Source organism: Changchengzhania lutea (assembly GCF_006974145.1).
Classification (GTDB): domain Bacteria; phylum Bacteroidota; class Bacteroidia; order Flavobacteriales; family Flavobacteriaceae; genus Changchengzhania; species Changchengzhania lutea.
Genome location: NZ_CP039456.1, coordinates 3,308,252 through 3,326,053, shown reverse-complemented (window position 1 = coordinate 3,326,053; position 17,802 = coordinate 3,308,252). Strand labels below are relative to the sequence as shown.

General features: G+C 35.5%; 16 protein-coding genes and 1 pseudogene. All 17 read right to left on the bottom strand.

What is annotated here, in order from left to right:
• Positions 1 to 140: 140 nt before the first annotated feature.
• Positions 141 to 1,562, bottom strand: a complete 1,422-nt coding sequence (locus FAF07_RS14960) for a SusD/RagB family nutrient-binding outer membrane lipoprotein (RefSeq protein ID WP_142785865.1) — start codon at positions 1,560 to 1,562, stop codon at positions 141 to 143.
• 10 nt (positions 1,563 to 1,572) lie between these two features.
• Positions 1,573 to 5,001 (bottom strand): SusC/RagA family TonB-linked outer membrane protein, encoded by a 3,429-nt coding sequence (locus tag FAF07_RS14955; RefSeq protein ID WP_185956448.1) that lies wholly within the window; start codon positions 4,999 to 5,001, stop codon positions 1,573 to 1,575.
• A gap of 155 nt (positions 5,002 to 5,156) precedes the next feature.
• The gene (locus FAF07_RS14950) at positions 5,157 to 6,386 is read right to left on the bottom strand and encodes a FecR family protein (RefSeq protein ID WP_185956447.1); all 1,230 of its coding nucleotides are present in this window, start codon (positions 6,384 to 6,386) and stop codon (positions 5,157 to 5,159) included.
• A 74-nt stretch (positions 6,387 to 6,460) separates the two neighbouring features.
• Positions 6,461 to 7,015, bottom strand: coding sequence for an RNA polymerase sigma factor (locus FAF07_RS14945; protein WP_142785862.1), 555 nt, complete (start codon positions 7,013 to 7,015; stop codon positions 6,461 to 6,463).
• A gap of 526 nt (positions 7,016 to 7,541) precedes the next feature.
• Positions 7,542 to 8,342 carry an arsenite methyltransferase gene (locus FAF07_RS14935; RefSeq protein WP_142785861.1) on the bottom strand — a complete coding sequence of 267 codons (801 nt, stop codon included), beginning with the start codon at positions 8,340 to 8,342 and terminating at the stop codon, positions 7,542 to 7,544.
• A gap of 346 nt (positions 8,343 to 8,688) precedes the next feature.
• The gene (locus FAF07_RS14930; protein ID WP_185956446.1) at positions 8,689 to 9,264 is read right to left on the bottom strand and encodes a sigma-70 family RNA polymerase sigma factor; all 576 of its coding nucleotides are present in this window, start codon (positions 9,262 to 9,264) and stop codon (positions 8,689 to 8,691) included.
• A 395-nt stretch (positions 9,265 to 9,659) separates the two neighbouring features.
• Entirely contained in the window at positions 9,660 to 10,130 is a 471-nt protein-coding gene (locus FAF07_RS14920; protein WP_142785859.1) for a DinB family protein, read from the bottom strand.
• A gap of 256 nt (positions 10,131 to 10,386) precedes the next feature.
• Entirely contained in the window at positions 10,387 to 11,040 is a 654-nt protein-coding gene (locus FAF07_RS14915) for a class I SAM-dependent methyltransferase (protein ID WP_142785858.1), read from the bottom strand.
• Between the two features lie 6 nt (positions 11,041 to 11,046).
• Positions 11,047 to 11,361, bottom strand: a complete 315-nt coding sequence (locus FAF07_RS14910; protein ID WP_142785857.1) for a DUF2147 domain-containing protein — start codon at positions 11,359 to 11,361, stop codon at positions 11,047 to 11,049.
• 70 nt (positions 11,362 to 11,431) lie between these two features.
• Complete coding sequence (locus tag FAF07_RS14905; protein WP_142785856.1) at positions 11,432 to 12,175, bottom strand: helix-turn-helix domain-containing protein; 744 nt, start codon at positions 12,173 to 12,175, stop codon at positions 11,432 to 11,434.
• Positions 12,176 to 12,286: 111 nt separating this feature from the next.
• Positions 12,287 to 12,829, bottom strand: a complete 543-nt coding sequence (locus FAF07_RS14900) for a hypothetical protein (protein ID WP_142785855.1) — start codon at positions 12,827 to 12,829, stop codon at positions 12,287 to 12,289.
• A 107-nt stretch (positions 12,830 to 12,936) separates the two neighbouring features.
• Complete coding sequence (locus FAF07_RS14895) at positions 12,937 to 13,503, bottom strand: helix-turn-helix domain-containing protein (protein ID WP_142785854.1); 567 nt, start codon at positions 13,501 to 13,503, stop codon at positions 12,937 to 12,939.
• A gap of 12 nt (positions 13,504 to 13,515) precedes the next feature.
• Positions 13,516 to 13,692 (bottom strand): hypothetical protein, encoded by a 177-nt coding sequence (locus FAF07_RS18580; protein ID WP_185956445.1) that lies wholly within the window; start codon positions 13,690 to 13,692, stop codon positions 13,516 to 13,518.
• A gap of 89 nt (positions 13,693 to 13,781) precedes the next feature.
• Positions 13,782 to 14,264 carry a DUF305 domain-containing protein gene (locus FAF07_RS14890; RefSeq protein WP_142785853.1) on the bottom strand — a complete coding sequence of 161 codons (483 nt, stop codon included), beginning with the start codon at positions 14,262 to 14,264 and terminating at the stop codon, positions 13,782 to 13,784.
• A gap of 21 nt (positions 14,265 to 14,285) precedes the next feature.
• Positions 14,286 to 14,653: pseudogene (locus FAF07_RS14885) on the bottom strand (hypothetical protein); the annotation flags it as partial.
• A 37-nt stretch (positions 14,654 to 14,690) separates the two neighbouring features.
• A complete protein-coding gene (locus tag FAF07_RS14880) occupies positions 14,691 to 15,278 on the bottom strand; it encodes a DUF2911 domain-containing protein (RefSeq protein ID WP_142785852.1) in 588 nt (195 codons plus the stop codon).
• A 13-nt stretch (positions 15,279 to 15,291) separates the two neighbouring features.
• Complete coding sequence (locus FAF07_RS14875; protein WP_142785851.1) at positions 15,292 to 17,796, bottom strand: heavy metal translocating P-type ATPase; 2,505 nt, start codon at positions 17,794 to 17,796, stop codon at positions 15,292 to 15,294.
• Positions 17,797 to 17,802 lie beyond the last annotated feature (6 nt).

Below are 17,802 nucleotides of genomic sequence, written 5' to 3'. Positions count from 1 at the left end.
CAAATAACCATGCAGTTAAAACATAAGATTCTTATACTCCAAACTATCAGCTATAAACCCTTGATTTTAATTTATGGATAATACAGACAGAACCCATTAATCAAAACCCTAGCCTGTATTGGTAGATATTACATTTATTACTACTGATTTACTTTTGTAGCCTCAAATAAGCCAGGATCTTCCGGTGCCATCTGATTTGACAGAATCTCATCTTCAGGATATAAAAAGCGTTCTACGTTTTGTGTTGCCGTTGGTACATTTAAAGGAAATGGAACAGCAACATCAGAGTCACTCTTTTTCAATCGTCTTGCATCGTCAAAAGGCATAAAGGTTGTAAATCCTGAAACGTACCGTTCTTCAATTATTTCCCTCAATAAGGCTCTATCAGGGTTTATACCGTCCATATTTTCAATTCCCCCAGCATCAAAATCTGAAGCTATATAGGCATCGTATGTGTAAGGCTCTGATGAAAAATTGGAATTTAAAAACGTGCCAGTACTCAGAAAATTACGGAGTTCATTTAAATGCCCCAAACCTGTTGTAAAACTTTGAATACGCGCTCCAGCTTCAGCAAGGATCAATAAGTTCTCTTGATAGGTAATAATGGGCTGGGGTTCAAGTTCATTGGCAACGCCCAAGTTCGATCCAGAGCTTTCGGGATCAATCGTGTAATAACCTGCTCGCGCGGTTTCATCGGTTTTGGCATTGTTGCGGGAAACACTACTGGTAGGCTCGAGTAGTTGCGCCAGATAACTACCGCTTGTGCTGATATTGGGGCCACCTGCAAGAACTATGTAAAATTTATTTTTGACGGTGTTTTCCCCAGGTATATCCAATGGTTTGAACATCATGCTGTTTTCATTGGAAGATATACCGTTCTGTGCGGCATTATAGGCATTTTCGTACTGTTTTGTATGCATATAATAACGTGCTTTCAAAGTCCATGCATTTTCCAACCACTTTATCCTATCGCCACCAAAAAGAAAATCTTCGATAACACCACTACCGATAGCGTTGTTAAGATTATCGATGGCATCTTGAAGAAGTGATTGCAATGTTTCAAAAACGGCAAGCTGATCATCAAATTTGGGGGCTTCAATATCGCTGACAGCTTCAGCATACGGAATATCGCCAAAAAGCGAGGCATAGGTACCAATAAGATGTGCTTCCAGAACTTTGGTTATGCCCTGATACAATGGGTTATCTGTTGTTCTACCCCGTATTTCCCGTAAGGGTGTGATTACGTTTTGATACCCGTCCCAATTAAGAGTACTCGTTGTTACGTTATATAGAAACCATTGTAAATCAACCTGTTCCAATCCTATCAACTGCCCTGAGTAATAGGCGGCAATCCGGTTCGGGGCACCTGCCTGCCCACTTACGGTCGAGCCTAAATGAATATTTATATTCGACAATTCCACCCCATTTAGAAACAGCCCTGGATCTACGGTATCCAAGGTTAGTTGATTTGGATTGTCATTAAGATTATCCACCAAACTTTCACAACCACTTAAAATTATCGTTGCAAAAACAAGTATGTATTTTATATATATAGATTTCATAGTTTAAGATTTAAAAATTAGCTTGAAGATTGAACAATATGGATCGGGTGCCCGGATTATTAAAATAATTCATCCCAAAAGCATTACTAACACCATAATTGTTAGTTTCCGGATCAACTCCCACCAGATCGGTCCAAAGGATAAGGTCTCTACCTGTAACCGATATCCTTAAAGATTCGAGTGAAAGTTTAGACGACACTTTGAGTTGGTTAAAGGTATATCCCAAGGTCACGTTTCGCAATTTGGTCCATGTAGCATCCTCGATATATAGGTCATTTACTTTATTGAAACCTAGACCGCCTCCAATGCCACGGTACCAAGACTCATCCAGAAGTACGTTTCCAGCACCAAAATCTTTTATATTGCCACGAACTGTTGTCCCAGCAGTGAATACATTACCATTTAAGTTTGTTAAATCTTCGGTAAGTGTAACTTCATTAGCAACATCTTCATGAACTCCAAAACCATAAAGTACAACTCTGGTCCTGTTTATATACTCACCACCTTGTGAGTGCTCGAACAGAAAGCTAAAATCGAGGTTTTTCCATTTCAGTTCCATGCCCAAGCCGCCGCGCCAATCTGGATTTGGGTCGCCAATTACACGTCTATCCGTGTCCAATTGCGGAAAACCATTTGCATCAAGTGCCAAACTGTTGTCTTCGTTACGGAGTGTGCCTGGTAACCAGAAAGAACTCATTGGAAATCCTTTTACCGCTTTGGAAGTTCCACCAATGTCAACGGTTTCGGCACCAGCAATATCAACCACTTCATTTTTATTGTCGTTAAAGTTTGCATAAAGTGAAATTTTTAATTCTTGATTGTCAATTATTTTACCATTAAGATCAACTTCAAAACCTTTATTCTCAATTACGGCAGCATTAGTATAATTTGTGCTAAATCCTGAACTCGGATTGGTATTAACCGCAAAAAGGATATCCTTTGTTTCATTTTTGTAGTAGGTTAGTCCCAAACTAATTCGGTTCTTAAAAAACCTTAAATCTGTTCCTACTTCCCATTCGGTCTTTATTTCAGGTTTTAAATTTGAATTTCCTTTTTCCGAATCTACTAAAAAGCTGCCTCCAAAAGTTGAAAAACCAGTTGATGCCAAGGTATCAAACTTATAAGGTGCGGGTTGTATACCTACTTTCCCCCATGCAAACCTTAATTTGCCAAAGCTTAAAGTTTCCGAATCAATTAAATCGCTAAATTGCCAAGCCAAATCTGCCGAAGGGTAAAAGAAGCTTCCTTTTATAGTGGAAGAGGCCTCTAAAGCTCCCGAAACATTGACGAACAATTGATCAAATAAATTGAACGCCAAAATACCATATCCTCTATTAGAACGGATTTTTCGTATGTTCCTATTCCAAGATGTCGCTGCTTGATCTGGGTTAAGATCGGGTGTAGGAAGGCTGGAATTTACAGCAAATGGACTAACGGTATTGGTATTGGAAAACCGTTGTCTGTCATTAAAGTTCCATCCTAATGTGGCTGAAACTTCTACATCCTTATTAATGTCCTGTGTGGCGATAACTATGCCATCAAAATTAAGTTCCCGGCTTGTTATATCGGTTTGTGTCCATAAACCGGCACTTCTCGCACCACTTGCTGAACCTATAGGGAAAAAAGAGCTCCTGAAATCTGAATAATAATCCAAGCCACCTCTCAAAATAATCTTCAACCAATTAATCGGAGCGATGGTCAGTTCAGGGGAAATAATAAACCGATTGACTTCATTAGGTGCTTTCTGCTCATTTATAGTCCATAGCGGATTGTTATAAATAGGATTTTCAGATTCTCCGAATTGTCTGCGATAAGATCGCTGCCTGTCAGGAAACACATCGCCATTACTTGCTACATAAGTACCAATATAATCTGAAATATCAAAATCTGCTGCAGTTCGTAAAAGCCCCAACAAAATGCCATTTGTGTTTTCTCCGGCTTGTATTATCCTATTTGAATCTGTGTTGGTATAAGATACTTTATTGCTCCAGCTTAACCAATTGGTAAGTTGTGCCTGCGTATTGAGCCGTAAGTTTTGACGTTTGTAATCGAAATTTTTTATGATGCCCTCTTGGTTAAGGTTTTCATAACTAAAAAAATACGATGCCTTTTCACCTCCACCACTTACAGAGATGTTGTGTTGGGCATAAACACCAGTTTGGAACACTTGATCGTAGTTACTATCAACAAAGGTTTCCTTGGAGTTTTTTGCAGTTACGGGATAGTATATATTTTCTGTGGTATTTGATTGAAAATACCGTCCGGTTTCATCTACTTCATCTGGACCTCCTGAACGGTCTGAAATCTTATCTCCCCATGATTCACTTCTATTTATTGCTCTAACACCACCTCGTCCTTGTCCAAATTTATTTTGCAATGGGGTTCTTACGTTAATCTCATCAAACGATTGTGTAAAGGAATACTGTACTGTTGGTTTACGGTTCAAGCTTCCATTTTTAGTGGTAATAACAATTACACCGTTGGCGGCTCGTGAACCCCATAGTGCTGCTGCCGATGCTCCTTTTAAAACTTGTACCGATTCGATATCCTTGGAATTGATATCATCTAATCTAGATTGTTGGCTAATAGTAACATTCCCAATATTGTCATTGCTCACAGGAACGCCATCGAGTATAATTAAAGGTTGGCTTGCGCCTTGAATGGTATTGGCACCTCTTATTTGGATTGCAGACCCTGAACCTGGATCGCCATTTGATTTCCCAATTCTTACACCAGACGCCTTACCTGCCAAAGCATTAATAACTCCTGCCTCGCCTGACTTAACAATACCTTCGGTTTTAACAATGGAGCTGGTTGACCCAGATTCGTCAACAAATTGTTTTGTGCCAATTGCAGTAATAATAACTTCGCTTAACTCATCAAAATTTGCTAGCAATACAATATTTAAGGTTACTGTATTATCTACTTTAATCTCTTGAGTGGCGTACCCTAAATAAGAAAAAACCAATATATCATCAGTGTTGGCATCTATGCTATAACTCCCCTCAAAATCACTGACAACACCCTTGTTTTTTTCCTTAATAATAATATTTACTCCTGGTAAGGGCATTCCGTTTTTATCTGTAACTGTCCCACTAATTTGCCGCTGTGGCTGCGAGCCATTATCATCAGGGCTTTTTTCTAAAATAATTGTTTTTTTATCAGACAGGCTAAAGTTAAAATCCCCATAATTAAGACTTCTTTCGAGGAGCTTATTGGCTCTGATTATTCCTTTTTTAAGATACACTTTTGGTGCATTTTTAAATAAATCTTCTTGATAGATAAAAGTGTAATCGGTTTGGTTACGAATTAACTCAAAAACCTCATCGATGGTGAGGGTTGTATCTATATCTATTTCAATTTTTGTGTTTTGCGATAACATATTATCTGACGAAAAACCAAAAATTGTGGTACAGAACAAGAAAATAAAAGTTCTCATGATGTTGATTAAGAGCTTTTTTTTACGACAGAAAAAAACTTTGGTTAAATTAATTTTCATAAATTTGCATGTTAGTTGATTAAACAATTAATTAATACTCAAAAAGGGAGTGATAGTGGTACTTTGAACGGTGTAAACTTCGTTCCCTTTTATTTTTATTTTAAGATTATTTTTTTGTTGTTTATTTCATAGGCATTAATAAAATTAGTGTTTTTTATAGTTAATAGAATATCTTCCAAATTTTGATCCTTGCTCAACACTCCTCTAAACCTGACTTCTTCCAGATCTTTATTTAAAAAAAACACTTCCGTATCATACCATCTTGATAATACTTTCATGATATCTTTTAAAGGTTTGTTTTTAAAACTAAAGACCCCGCTTTTCCATGAGGTTTCATCATAAATATCAACCGAAGCAATAATTATATTTTTATTCCCAATATTTAGAATTGATTGCTCACTAGGCTTTAAGTTTTTAACTACAATGTCGTTATCAATCGCAACTTTTCCCTCAACCAATGTTGTATAGATATTTATTTCACCTTTATAGGCTTTGATATTGAATTCGGTACCTAAAACTTGAACTTCTTGCATCTTATGATAAACCTTGAATCCTGCTCCATTATGATTTATACTTGGTGAGACATCAAAATAAGCTTCTCCATACATTAGTTCCACTTGGCGGATGTCTCCGTCAATAAACGCTACGGGGTATTTTAATTGGCTTTCTGAATTAAGCCATACTTCTGTACCGTCGGCTAATGTAATATGAAATTGTCCTCCTCTTGGGATAGTCAAATAATTGTATACTATTTCTGGCTTTGTCGTTGATGTGACCTCATAAATTATTTCTTCACCGTTACTCGATAAATTATTTGCAACATACTTTTGCCCTTTTTCCAAAGCGACTTCTGAACCATCGGAAAGAGTTAAGGTGGCCTTATCTGTACCAGTTTGGATGTCGTTATTTACAATAATTGTGGTATTAGCATTGTCGTCTATAGATCTATTAAAGAAATTGTACCTGAAGAAATAACCCGATGCCAAAATACCAACAACCACAGCAGCAGCAGCATATTTAAACCATGTTTTTCTGCGTAGTGCAAATATTGGTTTACTTGGTTCTTTGAAATCTTGATTTTGAGCAGCAGCAACTGGTTGTAAAGGTTCTTTAAGTTTTACTAGTATAGTATTCCAAGCTTTATCACTGTCTAAGTTTTCGGCAAGTCCTATGCGTCTTGATTTTTTGTAAAAGTGTAGGTAGTCGGCAAACATTTGCTTGTTTTCAACACTTTCATTTAACCATTGTTGTAAATCGTTAAATTGTTTTTCACTTATTTCATTAGTAGTATAAGCGGAAATAAGTTTTAAAATATGGGCATTCATTTTATGCATTATTGATCTCTTATATATTATATATAACAAAAGAACAAAAATGGGTGACAAGAAATTTGATTTTTTTAAACTAGAAGCAACATTATGATTGCATCTAGTGAGCTACGAAGCTTCTTTAAGGCTCTTGAATAATGCGTTTTAACCGTATTTACTGAAATACCAAACTGCTTTGCCACTTCCTTATACTTTAAATTTTCAAGTACAATAGCTTTAAAAACTTCCTTGCTTTTCTCGGGTAGGGCCTCGACTTCTTTTAATAATTTCTTTTTTTTCTCATCAATACTCGTCATATCAACATTTTCAACTTCCATTAATCTATTAATTTGATCTTCAATTTCTTCGAAATGATATTTCGTTTTCTTTTTAACCACCTGTAGAGTGTTATTCTTTACAGATTTAAAAAGGTAGGGGCTAATAGCTCCTTCAAATTTCATATATATCTTTTCATCCCAAAGTTTTACAAATAGATCTTGTACAATGTCTTCGGACAATTGAAAAGAGTCACAATATTTTAAAGCGTAGATACTCAATGGCATATAATACAAATCAAACAATTCTTTGTAAGCAGTAGGATCTCCATTTTTAAGCTTCGTAAGGATTATTAAGTCTTTTGAATTCATCTGTTAAATTGAACAATAAGAAATGTTTGCCAATAATATTATGCTAATATAGTTTAATTTGACAAATGACATTGCGAATCGATGAGTAGTGACGAATTAGGAAAACTCTATAGTATCTCACCTACAACAATCAATGAATAGATTAGAAAACACGAAGGTAAAGACCTAATGAATACAAGATTAAAAGTGGAAACGATAGATGAAATAATACGGATCAAAGCTCTTCAAAAGGAAATTGTACAGCTTAACAAACTACTGCTAAAAAAGATCTGGAGGCTTTGAAAAACAATTCCAATCAAAAGAAAATCGATAGACATATTGAGTATATTTATAACAAAATTGATGAGTGTATTGCAAAAAACGGTCAAAGCGAGCCATTTAAAAAATCATTTCAGCCTAAGCTATAAAATGAGTTGTAATAATTATTGCTATGCTCACTTTAATTCGCTGAAGGTGGCTCACTTTGACCGCCTATCCATTAAATCTGAATAACCTGAATTTTAAGCCCAGGCCAATGCTAAATTTTTTACCATTTCTTTTTAACGGCTTCAATGGTTGCTGAAATAATATAATCTTCAATTCCTGATTCTGGCCTCCAATCTTTAATAAATTCTCGGCTTTTATTTTTCGATTCAATTTTAATTTCTGAAAATCCTGCGTTGCAAAGAAAGGTTTGTAATACATCAATTGAAGAAGCCCCAGACATGCAACCACAAATTAGCGAGATATCATTTTTATATTCGTCTGGAAATTCCGAAACAGCAACTATATCTGATATTGCAAGTCGTCCACCAGGTTTCAAAACTCTAAATGCTTCATTAAATACCTTCTCTTTCTCTGGAGATAAGTTTATGACACAATTCGAAATAATCACATCAATTATTGCATCAGCAACTGGAAGTTGTTCTATTACTCCAAGTCGAAACTCTGTATTATTATAACCTCCTTTTTTTGCATTGTTTCTGGCTTTTGAAATCATTTCTGCGGTTATATCAACTCCAATAACTTGTCCTTTTTCTCCGACACTCTTCGAGGCTAAAAAGCAATCAAATCCAGCGCCACTACCAAGGTCTAAAACTATTTCCCCTTTTTTAAGTGAAGCAATTGCTTGTGGGTTACCACAACCAATACCTAAGTTTGAACCTTCCGGTACATTAGTACATTCTGAGCTAGAATACCCCAATGCCTCAGAAATATAAGTTAAATCATTTTCAGGGCCGCTGCAACAATTCGATTTACTGTTTTCACCTAAATCATTTCTCAAGGCTACTTCTCTATAGTTTGCCATTACAGATTCTCTAATGTTTTTTTTTGAAATTTTTTCCATTTTAATATTATTTTATGTTTTTAACCAAGACTAACTTCTTGTTAAAAAGACGCAAAATTTTTGAAAAAATTTTTTTAAAAAAAACTTCTAAATTTGGAAGTTTTTTCAAATAATTATCTAATGAAAGATATGCTCTCAACAATATCTTCGATGTGCACCAAAAATACTTTTAGAAGCTAGTCTGCATGATGGTCCTTTTGATGAATACGTTGTATAATTTCTATTCCTATTCCAAATTGAGTTTTTAGAAGTTTTTTTTGATTCTTTTGATTCCATTTTTTCGAGATTTTATATTAATATCAATACCAAGACTAAATAGATGCAAAAAAGATGCAAAATTTAAGGATTATTCTTTTTTTAAATGATTCTGTAGCGGTTCGCAACTTTGTTTAATTTCTAAAGAAAGAAGGTTCCCTTTTTTATCTAATTCCAAGTTGCAGCATTCAATTATTTTTTCTTTTAATAGTTTTCTTGCTCTTTGAATTCTACTTTTTGTAGCGGTTAAACTCAAATTCAATTTTTTTGAAACTTCTACTTGTTTTATCTCTTCTATATCCGCTAATTGAAGAGGAACAGCATACTTCTCAGGTAAGAGTTCAATAAGAGGTTTCATTAATTCTTCGGCTTCCTTATATGAATTATTTTCATCTTTCTCGAAAATTTCAGGAACCTCATTCGTGAATTTATTTTCTTTCTTTAAGTAATCAATGGTTGTGTTGTGTGCAATTTGAAACATCCACGATCGTATATTCTTAATTTCATTATTAGAACAGCAAGAATTATAAATTTTCATCAGCACCTCATGAGACAGGTTATTAGAGATATCTTTATCCTTGACTTTTTTTAGAATGTAAAATTGCAATCCATTTTTATAATCGGACCATAAAGAAGAAACGTCTGTATATTTTTTAATTTTTGTCATCTTGGATTCAAGGCTGTAACGGAACGAAGATAATATTTTTTGACATTTTAATTTTATAATGTGCATGTATTCAGGTACCCTTTTATATTTCTTAGATTTAAATAAATTTCATCATAATAGTATGCTATTCCATTTGTCAATTGAAAAGATAATTCCGTTCGCTATTCTTTTCAACTCAGTTGAATACGTTGTTTTTCTAGAACTTGTATTTCCGACTATTGGGTGAATCATTTCGTTTTTTATAAATGTTTGGTGACGGTCTTGTTTGACGCAAGTAGCGCAGAGTAGGGATGTAAACTTGTCGGCTTAGTTGTTTGTTGCTTGGTGTCTAAAATATCACTTTTACTGGAATACCCGCTATTTGCTGTTTATCGATGTTGGCAACTGACTTTTAATCAATCCCATATTTTTGGTCTATCAATTTTAGCTGTTCTCAAATAACCTAACATTTGCCCAGTATGCACTGATTCATGATAGGCTATTCGGTTTAAATAATCGCAAAGTGTTTTGCTTTGTCCGACTTCTTTTCTTTCAATTCGTATGCTTTCTAAATCCGATTCTTTAAGTCCTCTTATCATACTCAAAAAATCCGATCGATGATTTTCGGCAAATTTCAGTTCACTTTTTAAGTCCGAGTATTTTAGTCCTTCCCATGGCGATTTGTAATTTCCTAAATTCCCGCGATTTCCCACGATTTTATGGAAAAGATGTTCGCCTTCTAGAACGTGTCTTATCATTTCGATAATCGTGAACGCATTTTCGTCAGGTTTCCAATTCAGGTATTCATTTGGAATTTCGCTCCATAGTTTTATGCTCCGTCTTCTGATTTCGGAAAAGTTCAATAAAATAGTTTCGATTGAATTCATTGATTATAATTTGTTTTTAGCTCGATTTTCGACTTCTAATGTTCGTTAAGGTAGATGGTTTAAAAAGTTAAAGTCACATACTTTAGGGCTTGCACTGACCGAAAACGTTATATTTTGTTTTTAATTTATTCATTTTTAAAAGTTCAAACAGTATATTTCGCTATCGCGTAATATTCTATTTAGAGGTGTTTATAAATATCACTGAACTTTCGTTAAGCACTAAACTGTCTTGTCCTGAAATAGGCTGGCATTTTGTTTACTCTTTTGTTGCACGGTAATATGAATAGGTTCCAATCGCTGTGTTTATGAAATCTATCTCGTCCACATTTTTGAAACCAATTTTTTCTATATACTTTGGTAAAAGATCATTTACATTGTCATTCGTGGTTCTAAAGCCATCAAAGATTTGCACTGCATAGAATGCTACTCTCATTGTTTTAGATTTTGCTTTACCCCAATCGCCAATAATAAGTTGTCCGTCGGGTTTTAATACTCTGTGGATTTCCTTCAAGGCGGATAATTTAGTTTCCTTGTCAAGATGATGAAAAACTAATGAACTAAACACTTTGTCAAAGGAATTGTCTGTATAAGGAAATGTTTTTCCATCATAGAGATCAAAATGCAGTGTAATTCCAAGTTTGTTTTTCTTATTATCGGCAATTTGTTTGACTTTTGGGTCAATGTCAACACCTGTAAATTTGGTCTTAGAGTTTCGTTGATAGGCAAGAATTATATTTTGTCCAGTTCCAAAACCAAACTCTAAAATCGACTCATTGTCTTTGGGGTTTAAAATGTCAATAAGGTTAGCCCTAAATTTTCTTTCTGGCATAGTTAATTTAATTGTCAAGTCATATAAACCCGTCAACCAATTGAAGCCTAAAGCAGGAATAAAATCTTTTCCCTTTGTCATATTTTGTTATTTTTCACTCATTATTTTCACATAACAACCTGCAGAAAGTACCATGTCTGGCAATTGAACTTCTCCGTCAGACCATTCTTTCTCTTTAATATCATATTGCAACCCCCAAACTATTAACTTTCCAATTTGCTGCTTGTTTTTTGAATCAGTTATTTTTGCAGAGTATTTCCCATTTTCTTTAAAAACTTCCACCGTTTTAATATTATCTTCACTAACCCACTTTCCAAGTATTTGGTCGCTATTGTTTTGGGCAAATAAAGGACCAACGGTTAAGAATAGAAAAACTATGCAGAGCGGAATTACTTTTATCATTTTCTTATACCGTATTTTTATTTAAGAGCAAAATTAAAATATGAAAAGGCTCTAAACTTGTATAAACTTGCTAACCTTTTAAAATGGAAGAAGGAGTATTGCCAAACATTTCTCTGAAGGTTCTATTAAAATGAGGTAAGTCTGTAAATCCCCCATCATAACAAGCTGTCGTAAATGAATTGCCAGTTACAAATGATAATAACGTTTTTTGAATTCTTAACCATAAAATATATCTCCGGAAAGGAATGCCTACTTGTAGTTTAAACAAATGAGCAAATCTACTTTCAGATAAACAAACAAAGCTTGCAACTTCAGAAATTTTAATTGCTTTATCCAAATTGTTGGTTAAGTATTTGATACTTTTTGTAATTCGTATATCTTTATTTGAATCGGCAATAGTACAATTTGTTATTAGCTCAATAAATTTTATTACCAATGCTTGCATTTCACATCCTTTCATCACTAACCATTCTATTAATGGTGGGACTTTGTAGAGTAGATTGTCAGCGATAATAACATTTGATTTTAATGTGAATTTATTTTTTAGAAGTTGTGATAGCTTATTAAATGGGTCAAGATAAATGAAAACTTGATAATCTTCTGAGGGACAATAAAATTGATGAGGAACATTTTCAGGAATTATTACAAATCTGCAATTTTTAAAAGTCTCATTAGGAGTTGTAATTTCGAAAGTTTGTTTAAACGAAATAGTCAATTGTATGGCATGATGACGATGGGTTTTTGTCGAAATGTCTTTACCTATATAAACAGCACCACCATTAATAAATCTTAATATTGGTTTTTGCTGTTTCATTTCTATACTATGGTATCGTTGCTGAATGATTTGTAGAATTTGCTGAATTTCTGAACCATCATATTTACTGGATTAATTTCAGAATAAGGTTTAATATCTCAAAATATATAGCTATTCCAATTTTAACACCAACTGAGCAAACTGTACTTCAATAGTCTTATCTATGCCTTCTATTAGGGAATCCAAACCTGTATCTGACACTAAAACCTGGCCACTTGCACTTATCAAGCATGACATTGCTATTCCATGCTCAATATGTGTAATGATAGCTTTAAATTGTGACATATAGAATTTCCCTTGATAGGTAACAGTTACCAGCCAATCGAAATTAATAGGGTCGTGCCGTTTTGACAAAAAATCATGTGAAGGAATAGTGCCAGTAAACCGGAGCATTAAAGGGTCTTTTTGCTCTTGTAAAATGGTGTTGATTTCAGAAACATCCGTTGATAAGGTTTTCAGGTCAAGGACGCCATTAATTATTTTGGAATCATAATCAAGATATAGGGTCAATTTATGGCTTTCTGCCTTGACGGGTTTACTGTCAACCGAAGTCATCATCAAAATATGACCTTCTTCAGTTTTATAAGTTTTTTGGGCATTAACCTCACAAAATGTTATTAAAACGATTGCTAAAGTAAATAGTTTTGTTTTCATAATATTTGTTTTAGTTGAATATTTTTTATACTTAAAATCTCTAAAATTGATACTAATAATTCCAAAAAGCATCAATTAGAATGAATCTCCTTTTACTTAATAAATACTTAAATATCATCCAAAGATTTACGGTTCTTATCGATGACTTTCTTGAATTGTGTAGGTGTCATTCCGGTAACTTTTTTAAATTGATTGCTCAAATAGGCTACACTACTATAGTTAAGTTTAAAAGCTATCTCACTTAAAGTCAATTCGTCATAAACAATGAGTTCTTTTACCCGCTCAATCTTTTGATTGATGATGTACTGCTCAAACGTAATACTTTCAACCGATGAAAAAAGGGAACTTAGGTATTTATAATCAAGATTTAATTTTTCACTTATATAGTCTGCCCATTTTATATCTAAATCATCGGACGAATGGTGGATTTTATCTACAACCAAAGTTTTCATTTGCTCAATAAGCTGACTCTTACGATTGTCAATCAAACTAAAGCCAGAATTTTGAAGTGCTTTGGAAAAAGCATTTTTAGTTTCCATACTTAAGGATGATGTTAATTCGACCTCTCCTAATTTAATTGAGCCATATGGAATCTCTAGCTCTTGTAAAATATTCGATACTGCAGAGATACACCTTGGACAGACCATATTTTTTATGTGGATAGTCTCACTCATATTCTATTTGCTTTAAAACAATGTCATTCCTGCTTTTGAAAGGGAATAATAATAGGCCATAACGGTTGCCAATATGACAATGATTATTATTCCCAGTACTCCAACAATTTTATCTTTTTTCGAGATATTACTTTTCTGTTGATGTCTGCTTTTTTTATTCTTTCTTCTACCTCTTCTACTTTCACTCATAATAAAAAGATAAATCTTAGTTACTATTGAAAAAACAAATTCATTATCAATCTAACAAGTATGACCTTTTAAGACCTTATCCGCCTTTATCAATTTTTGCCTTCCAACCGTTTAATCATCGCCTTCATTTCTTCGATTTCTTTCTTTTGTGCCTTGATGATATCCTCTGCCAATTTTTTCACCTCTGGGTCTTTAATATCCGCTCGCTCACTTGTTAAAATGGCTATAGAGTGGTGAGGAATCATAGCTTTCATCCAGAGTACATCACCAATAATTGGGGCTTGCGCTCGCACAAGACCTAACGCACCTCCGAAAAGAATAACACTCCCCAAGACAATAGCTATATTCTTCTTTTTGTTTTGGTACATATTACGCATAGCCACAAACATTATTATAGCCATTGCAGCGATACCCATGCAACTCATATAAAATCGTGTAAGACTGAAATAAACGTGATCTATCTCGTATGAGTTTAGATACATTGTAATGTACATTGCTATAAAAGATGCAGCTAGCATCCCTACAAATTTTGTGTATTGATTCTTTTTTTTGTGTTGATTTGAATTTTCCATAATTTTTGATTTTAGTGTTTATTATTTACGTTTATTTTTATTCAATTTTCTAATGGTTGGTGGTGATGTATACCAAAGTAAAAAGCCACTCAATACTGTGATTAATCCTAATAATGAAAATACCCTTAAAACAATGGTGTTTAAATTACCTCTTCCTTCATAGTCCATGGTATGTGTCATCCATAAAAAGTCGAACCAGCGCCAACTGCGGTGTCGTACGGTTTGAAACGCTCCATTAGCTATGGCCACATAAGCTTTGAGGCTTTCATCTGTTTTATATGAGATTTCATAAGCCGGTAAAGGCCTTCCTCTATATTCATGATGTGCTCCAACGGTTCAATTTTATTAATGTTGTCGACCTCTAAATGTGACAACATATAGCCATGTGCTTTTCTTATCTTTAGTGCGGTTTGTCTTTTTACCATATTAGTTAACTGTAAACGGGAATTCAATGTTAACTTTTTCCCAGTTCATATTTATTGTCCCCGAATTATCACTAGTTTTAGTAACTTTATATTCTAAATACTCCTGGATATCTTCAGAAATTTCAGGGCTTACTTTAAACCGAATCACATCATCCTTTTCATCGTATTCATCCTTACCATGTTGATTCCAATTTTTATTAATCATTATTGTCCAATCGTCTTTAGACGGAACAGTAAAGAACCCATATTTTCCTGCTGGCAATACTTTTCCTGAAATAGTTAACTCTTTGTTGGTTTCTATCCAAGTAGCGTTGTGTGCTCCAGCTTGCCATACGTTGTTATAGCCAACCAATCCACCAAATATGATGCGATCTCTTACACCTGGTGAAGAATAATCGATATGAATATGGGCGTCGCCAATTATGGCCATTGCTGAAGTGTGCGGACTTAAAGGCTTCTTTTTTTCTGGTTCAGAGATTGTTCCCTTTTGTTCAGTCTCAGTTTCAGGTGCTTGTTCTTGAACCTTTGTTTTGGTGTCTTTGCAGGATACCAAAATCATGATACATAAAAATAAAATGCTATTTTTCATTATATTATATTGATTAAATAGATTGTGTTCTCAATCGTAACGCATTGGCAATCACCGAAACCGAACTAAAGCTCATAGCCAAAGCAGCAATCATCGGCGAGAGCAATAATCCAAAGAAAGGAAATAGCACTCCAGCTGCAATCGGGACACCTAGGGTATTATAAATTAGAGCAAAAAACAGATTTTGTTTGATGTTTTTCATGACTGCGTCACTTAGATTCCGTGCTTTAACGATACCGTGCAGATCGCCTTTTACTAGAGTTATCATAGCACTTTCAATGGCCACGTCCGTACCTGTGCCCATAGCAATACCCACGTCACTCTTTGCCAAAGCGGGCGCATCGTTGATGCCGTCTCCCGCCATAGCCACAACACGGCCATTTGCTTGCAATTTTTCAACTTCTTTGAGCTTATCTTCGGGTAGCATACCCGCTTTAAAATCGGCAAGATGGAGTTCGCTTGCTACAGATTGAGCCGTTTCGTGATTATCGCCCGTGAGCATAATCACATTGATCCCTTTATCCTGTAGTTCCTTGATCGCCTTTGCACTGGTTTTTTTTATCTTGTCACTAATGACCACATAACCAGCGACGGTTCCATCAATGGACAAATAAGAAACCGTTTTCCCCTGTTTCTGAAAAGATTGGGCTTCCGCTTCCATTTTAACGGAAATTGATGCCTTTGCATATGCCATCATCTTTTCATTTCCCAGGCTCAGGGTTTTACCGTTTACACTGCCTTCCACACCTTTTCCAGTTACAGCGCTGAAATCTTTCGCCTTAAAAAATTCGGTATTCTGTTCTTTCCCATACTTTACGGTAGCTTCAGCTAAGGGATGTTCGCTGGAACTATTTAGGGAAGCAATGTATTGTAAAATGTCCTTATCTGAAAACGAATCGTTAAATGCTGCCACTTTTTCAACTGTGGGTCTGCCTTCGGTTATGGTGCCGGTTTTATCGACAATTAAGGTATCTATCTTGTCCATTTTCTCCAAAGCTTCAGCATTTTTTATCAAGACACCATTTTGAGCGCCTTTACCGACACCCACCATTACAGACATAGGTGTTGCCAGACCTAATGCACACGGGCAGGCAATTATCAATACGGCAATAGCATTCACAAACGCATAAACATAAACGGGTTCCGGCCCCCAAATAGCCCAAATAACGAAAGTTATTATCGATATTAGAACTACGACCGGGACAAAATACCCTGATACGGTATCAGCCAGTTTTTGAATGGGCGCACGACTTCGACTGGCATCGTTGACCATTTTTATAATCTGTGACAGTAATGTTTCAGAACCTACTTTTTCGGCCTTCATCAAAAAGGACTGATTGCCATTTATAGTTCCGCTGCTTACCTTATCTTCCTCTACTTTATTAACGGGGATCGGCTCGCCAGAAATCATCGACTCGTCCACTGTGGTACTTCCTTCTGTGATCATCCCATCTACGGGAATCTTATCGCCGGGTTTTACACGAAGGATATCGCCTTTTTCTATTTTGTCGATGGAGACTTCTTCTTCCATTCCATCGACTACACGTATCGCTTTGTTGGGAGCAAGCTTTAAAAGTTCCTTTACAGCAGAATTGGTCTTGCTATGTGCCCGCGCCTCCAATACCTGACCCATTAACACCAATGTTAGAATCACGGTGGCGGCTTCAAAATAAACATGGACCGCTCCGGACATCGTTTTAAATTCATCTGGGAAAATATCAGGAAAGAGCATACCCACAACACTAAACAACCAAGCCACCCCGGCACCTATACCGATAAGGGTAAACATATTTAAGTTCCATGTTTTTATGCTACGGTAAGCGCGTTCAAAGAACATCCAAGTGGCATAAAACACCACTGGAATGGACAATACAAATTGTACCCAGTTCCAATTTTTTTGCTCCATGACATCATATAACGGATTATTGGGAATCATTTCGCTCATGGCAATGAAGAAAATGGGCAGGGTAAATGCAACGGCGATCCAAAACTTTTTGATAAGTTTTTTATAGGTTTTTTCTTCAGATGAAAGATTTGGCTCCATAGGGACCAAGTCCATACCGCAGATCGGGCAGCTTCCAGATTCGTCCCTAACGATTTCAGGATGCATCGGGCAGGTCCATTGTTCTGAAGAAACAACGGATAGGTTTTGCTCTTCCACCAAATCCATGCCACAGACAGGGCAATCGCCAGGTTTATCGTAAGTTTTGTCCCCTTCACAGTGCATTGGGCAGTAAAATGTGCCAGTGCCTTTTCCATTGGCATCTGGCTTTTGGGCTTTCTTAATTTCTTCTTTTGGTTCTTCGCCTGGGATATGGATCTTGTAAAGATCGCCGTCTTTTTGTAAGGCATCCTTAAAAGTACCGATCGGCAGGTGCTGGTCCATTTCTATTGTGGCTTCTTTCTGCTCCAAATCTACCGTGGCATTTTTTACGCCCTCAATGTTATTGAGCACATCCTCTACATGGCTTCTGCAGCCATTGCAGGTCATTCCGGAAATTTTATAAGTATGGGTCATATTTTT

Excerpts from the sequence above, each read along its gene's own strand:
- FAF07_RS14960 (WP_142785865.1), bottom strand. The coding sequence starts at position 1,562 with ATGAAATCTATATATATAAAATACATACTTGTTTTTGCAACGATAATT.
- FAF07_RS14955 (WP_185956448.1), bottom strand. The coding sequence starts at position 5,001 with ATGAGAACTTTTATTTTCTTGTTCTGTACCACAATTTTTGGTTTTTCG.
- FAF07_RS14950 (WP_185956447.1), bottom strand. The coding sequence starts at position 6,386 with ATGAATGCCCATATTTTAAAACTTATTTCCGCTTATACTACTAATGAA.
- FAF07_RS14945 (WP_142785862.1), bottom strand. The coding sequence starts at position 7,015 with ATGAATTCAAAAGACTTAATAATCCTTACGAAGCTTAAAAATGGAGAT.
- FAF07_RS14935 (WP_142785861.1), bottom strand. The coding sequence starts at position 8,342 with ATGGAAAAAATTTCAAAAAAAAACATTAGAGAATCTGTAATGGCAAAC.
- FAF07_RS14930 (WP_185956446.1), bottom strand. The coding sequence starts at position 9,264 with ATGACAAAAATTAAAAAATATACAGACGTTTCTTCTTTATGGTCCGAT.
- FAF07_RS14920 (WP_142785859.1), bottom strand. The coding sequence starts at position 10,130 with ATGAATTCAATCGAAACTATTTTATTGAACTTTTCCGAAATCAGAAGA.
- FAF07_RS14915 (WP_142785858.1), bottom strand. The coding sequence starts at position 11,040 with ATGACAAAGGGAAAAGATTTTATTCCTGCTTTAGGCTTCAATTGGTTG.
- FAF07_RS14910 (WP_142785857.1), bottom strand. The coding sequence starts at position 11,361 with ATGATAAAAGTAATTCCGCTCTGCATAGTTTTTCTATTCTTAACCGTT.
- FAF07_RS14905 (WP_142785856.1), bottom strand. The coding sequence starts at position 12,175 with ATGAAACAGCAAAAACCAATATTAAGATTTATTAATGGTGGTGCTGTT.
- FAF07_RS14900 (WP_142785855.1), bottom strand. The coding sequence starts at position 12,829 with ATGAAAACAAAACTATTTACTTTAGCAATCGTTTTAATAACATTTTGT.
- FAF07_RS14895 (WP_142785854.1), bottom strand. The coding sequence starts at position 13,503 with ATGAGTGAGACTATCCACATAAAAAATATGGTCTGTCCAAGGTGTATC.
- FAF07_RS18580 (WP_185956445.1), bottom strand. The coding sequence starts at position 13,692 with ATGAGTGAAAGTAGAAGAGGTAGAAGAAAGAATAAAAAAAGCAGACAT.
- FAF07_RS14890 (WP_142785853.1), bottom strand. The coding sequence starts at position 14,264 with ATGGAAAATTCAAATCAACACAAAAAAAAGAATCAATACACAAAATTT.
- FAF07_RS14880 (WP_142785852.1), bottom strand. The coding sequence starts at position 15,278 with ATGAAAAATAGCATTTTATTTTTATGTATCATGATTTTGGTATCCTGC.
- FAF07_RS14875 (WP_142785851.1), bottom strand. The coding sequence starts at position 17,796 with ATGACCCATACTTATAAAATTTCCGGAATGACCTGCAATGGCTGCAGA.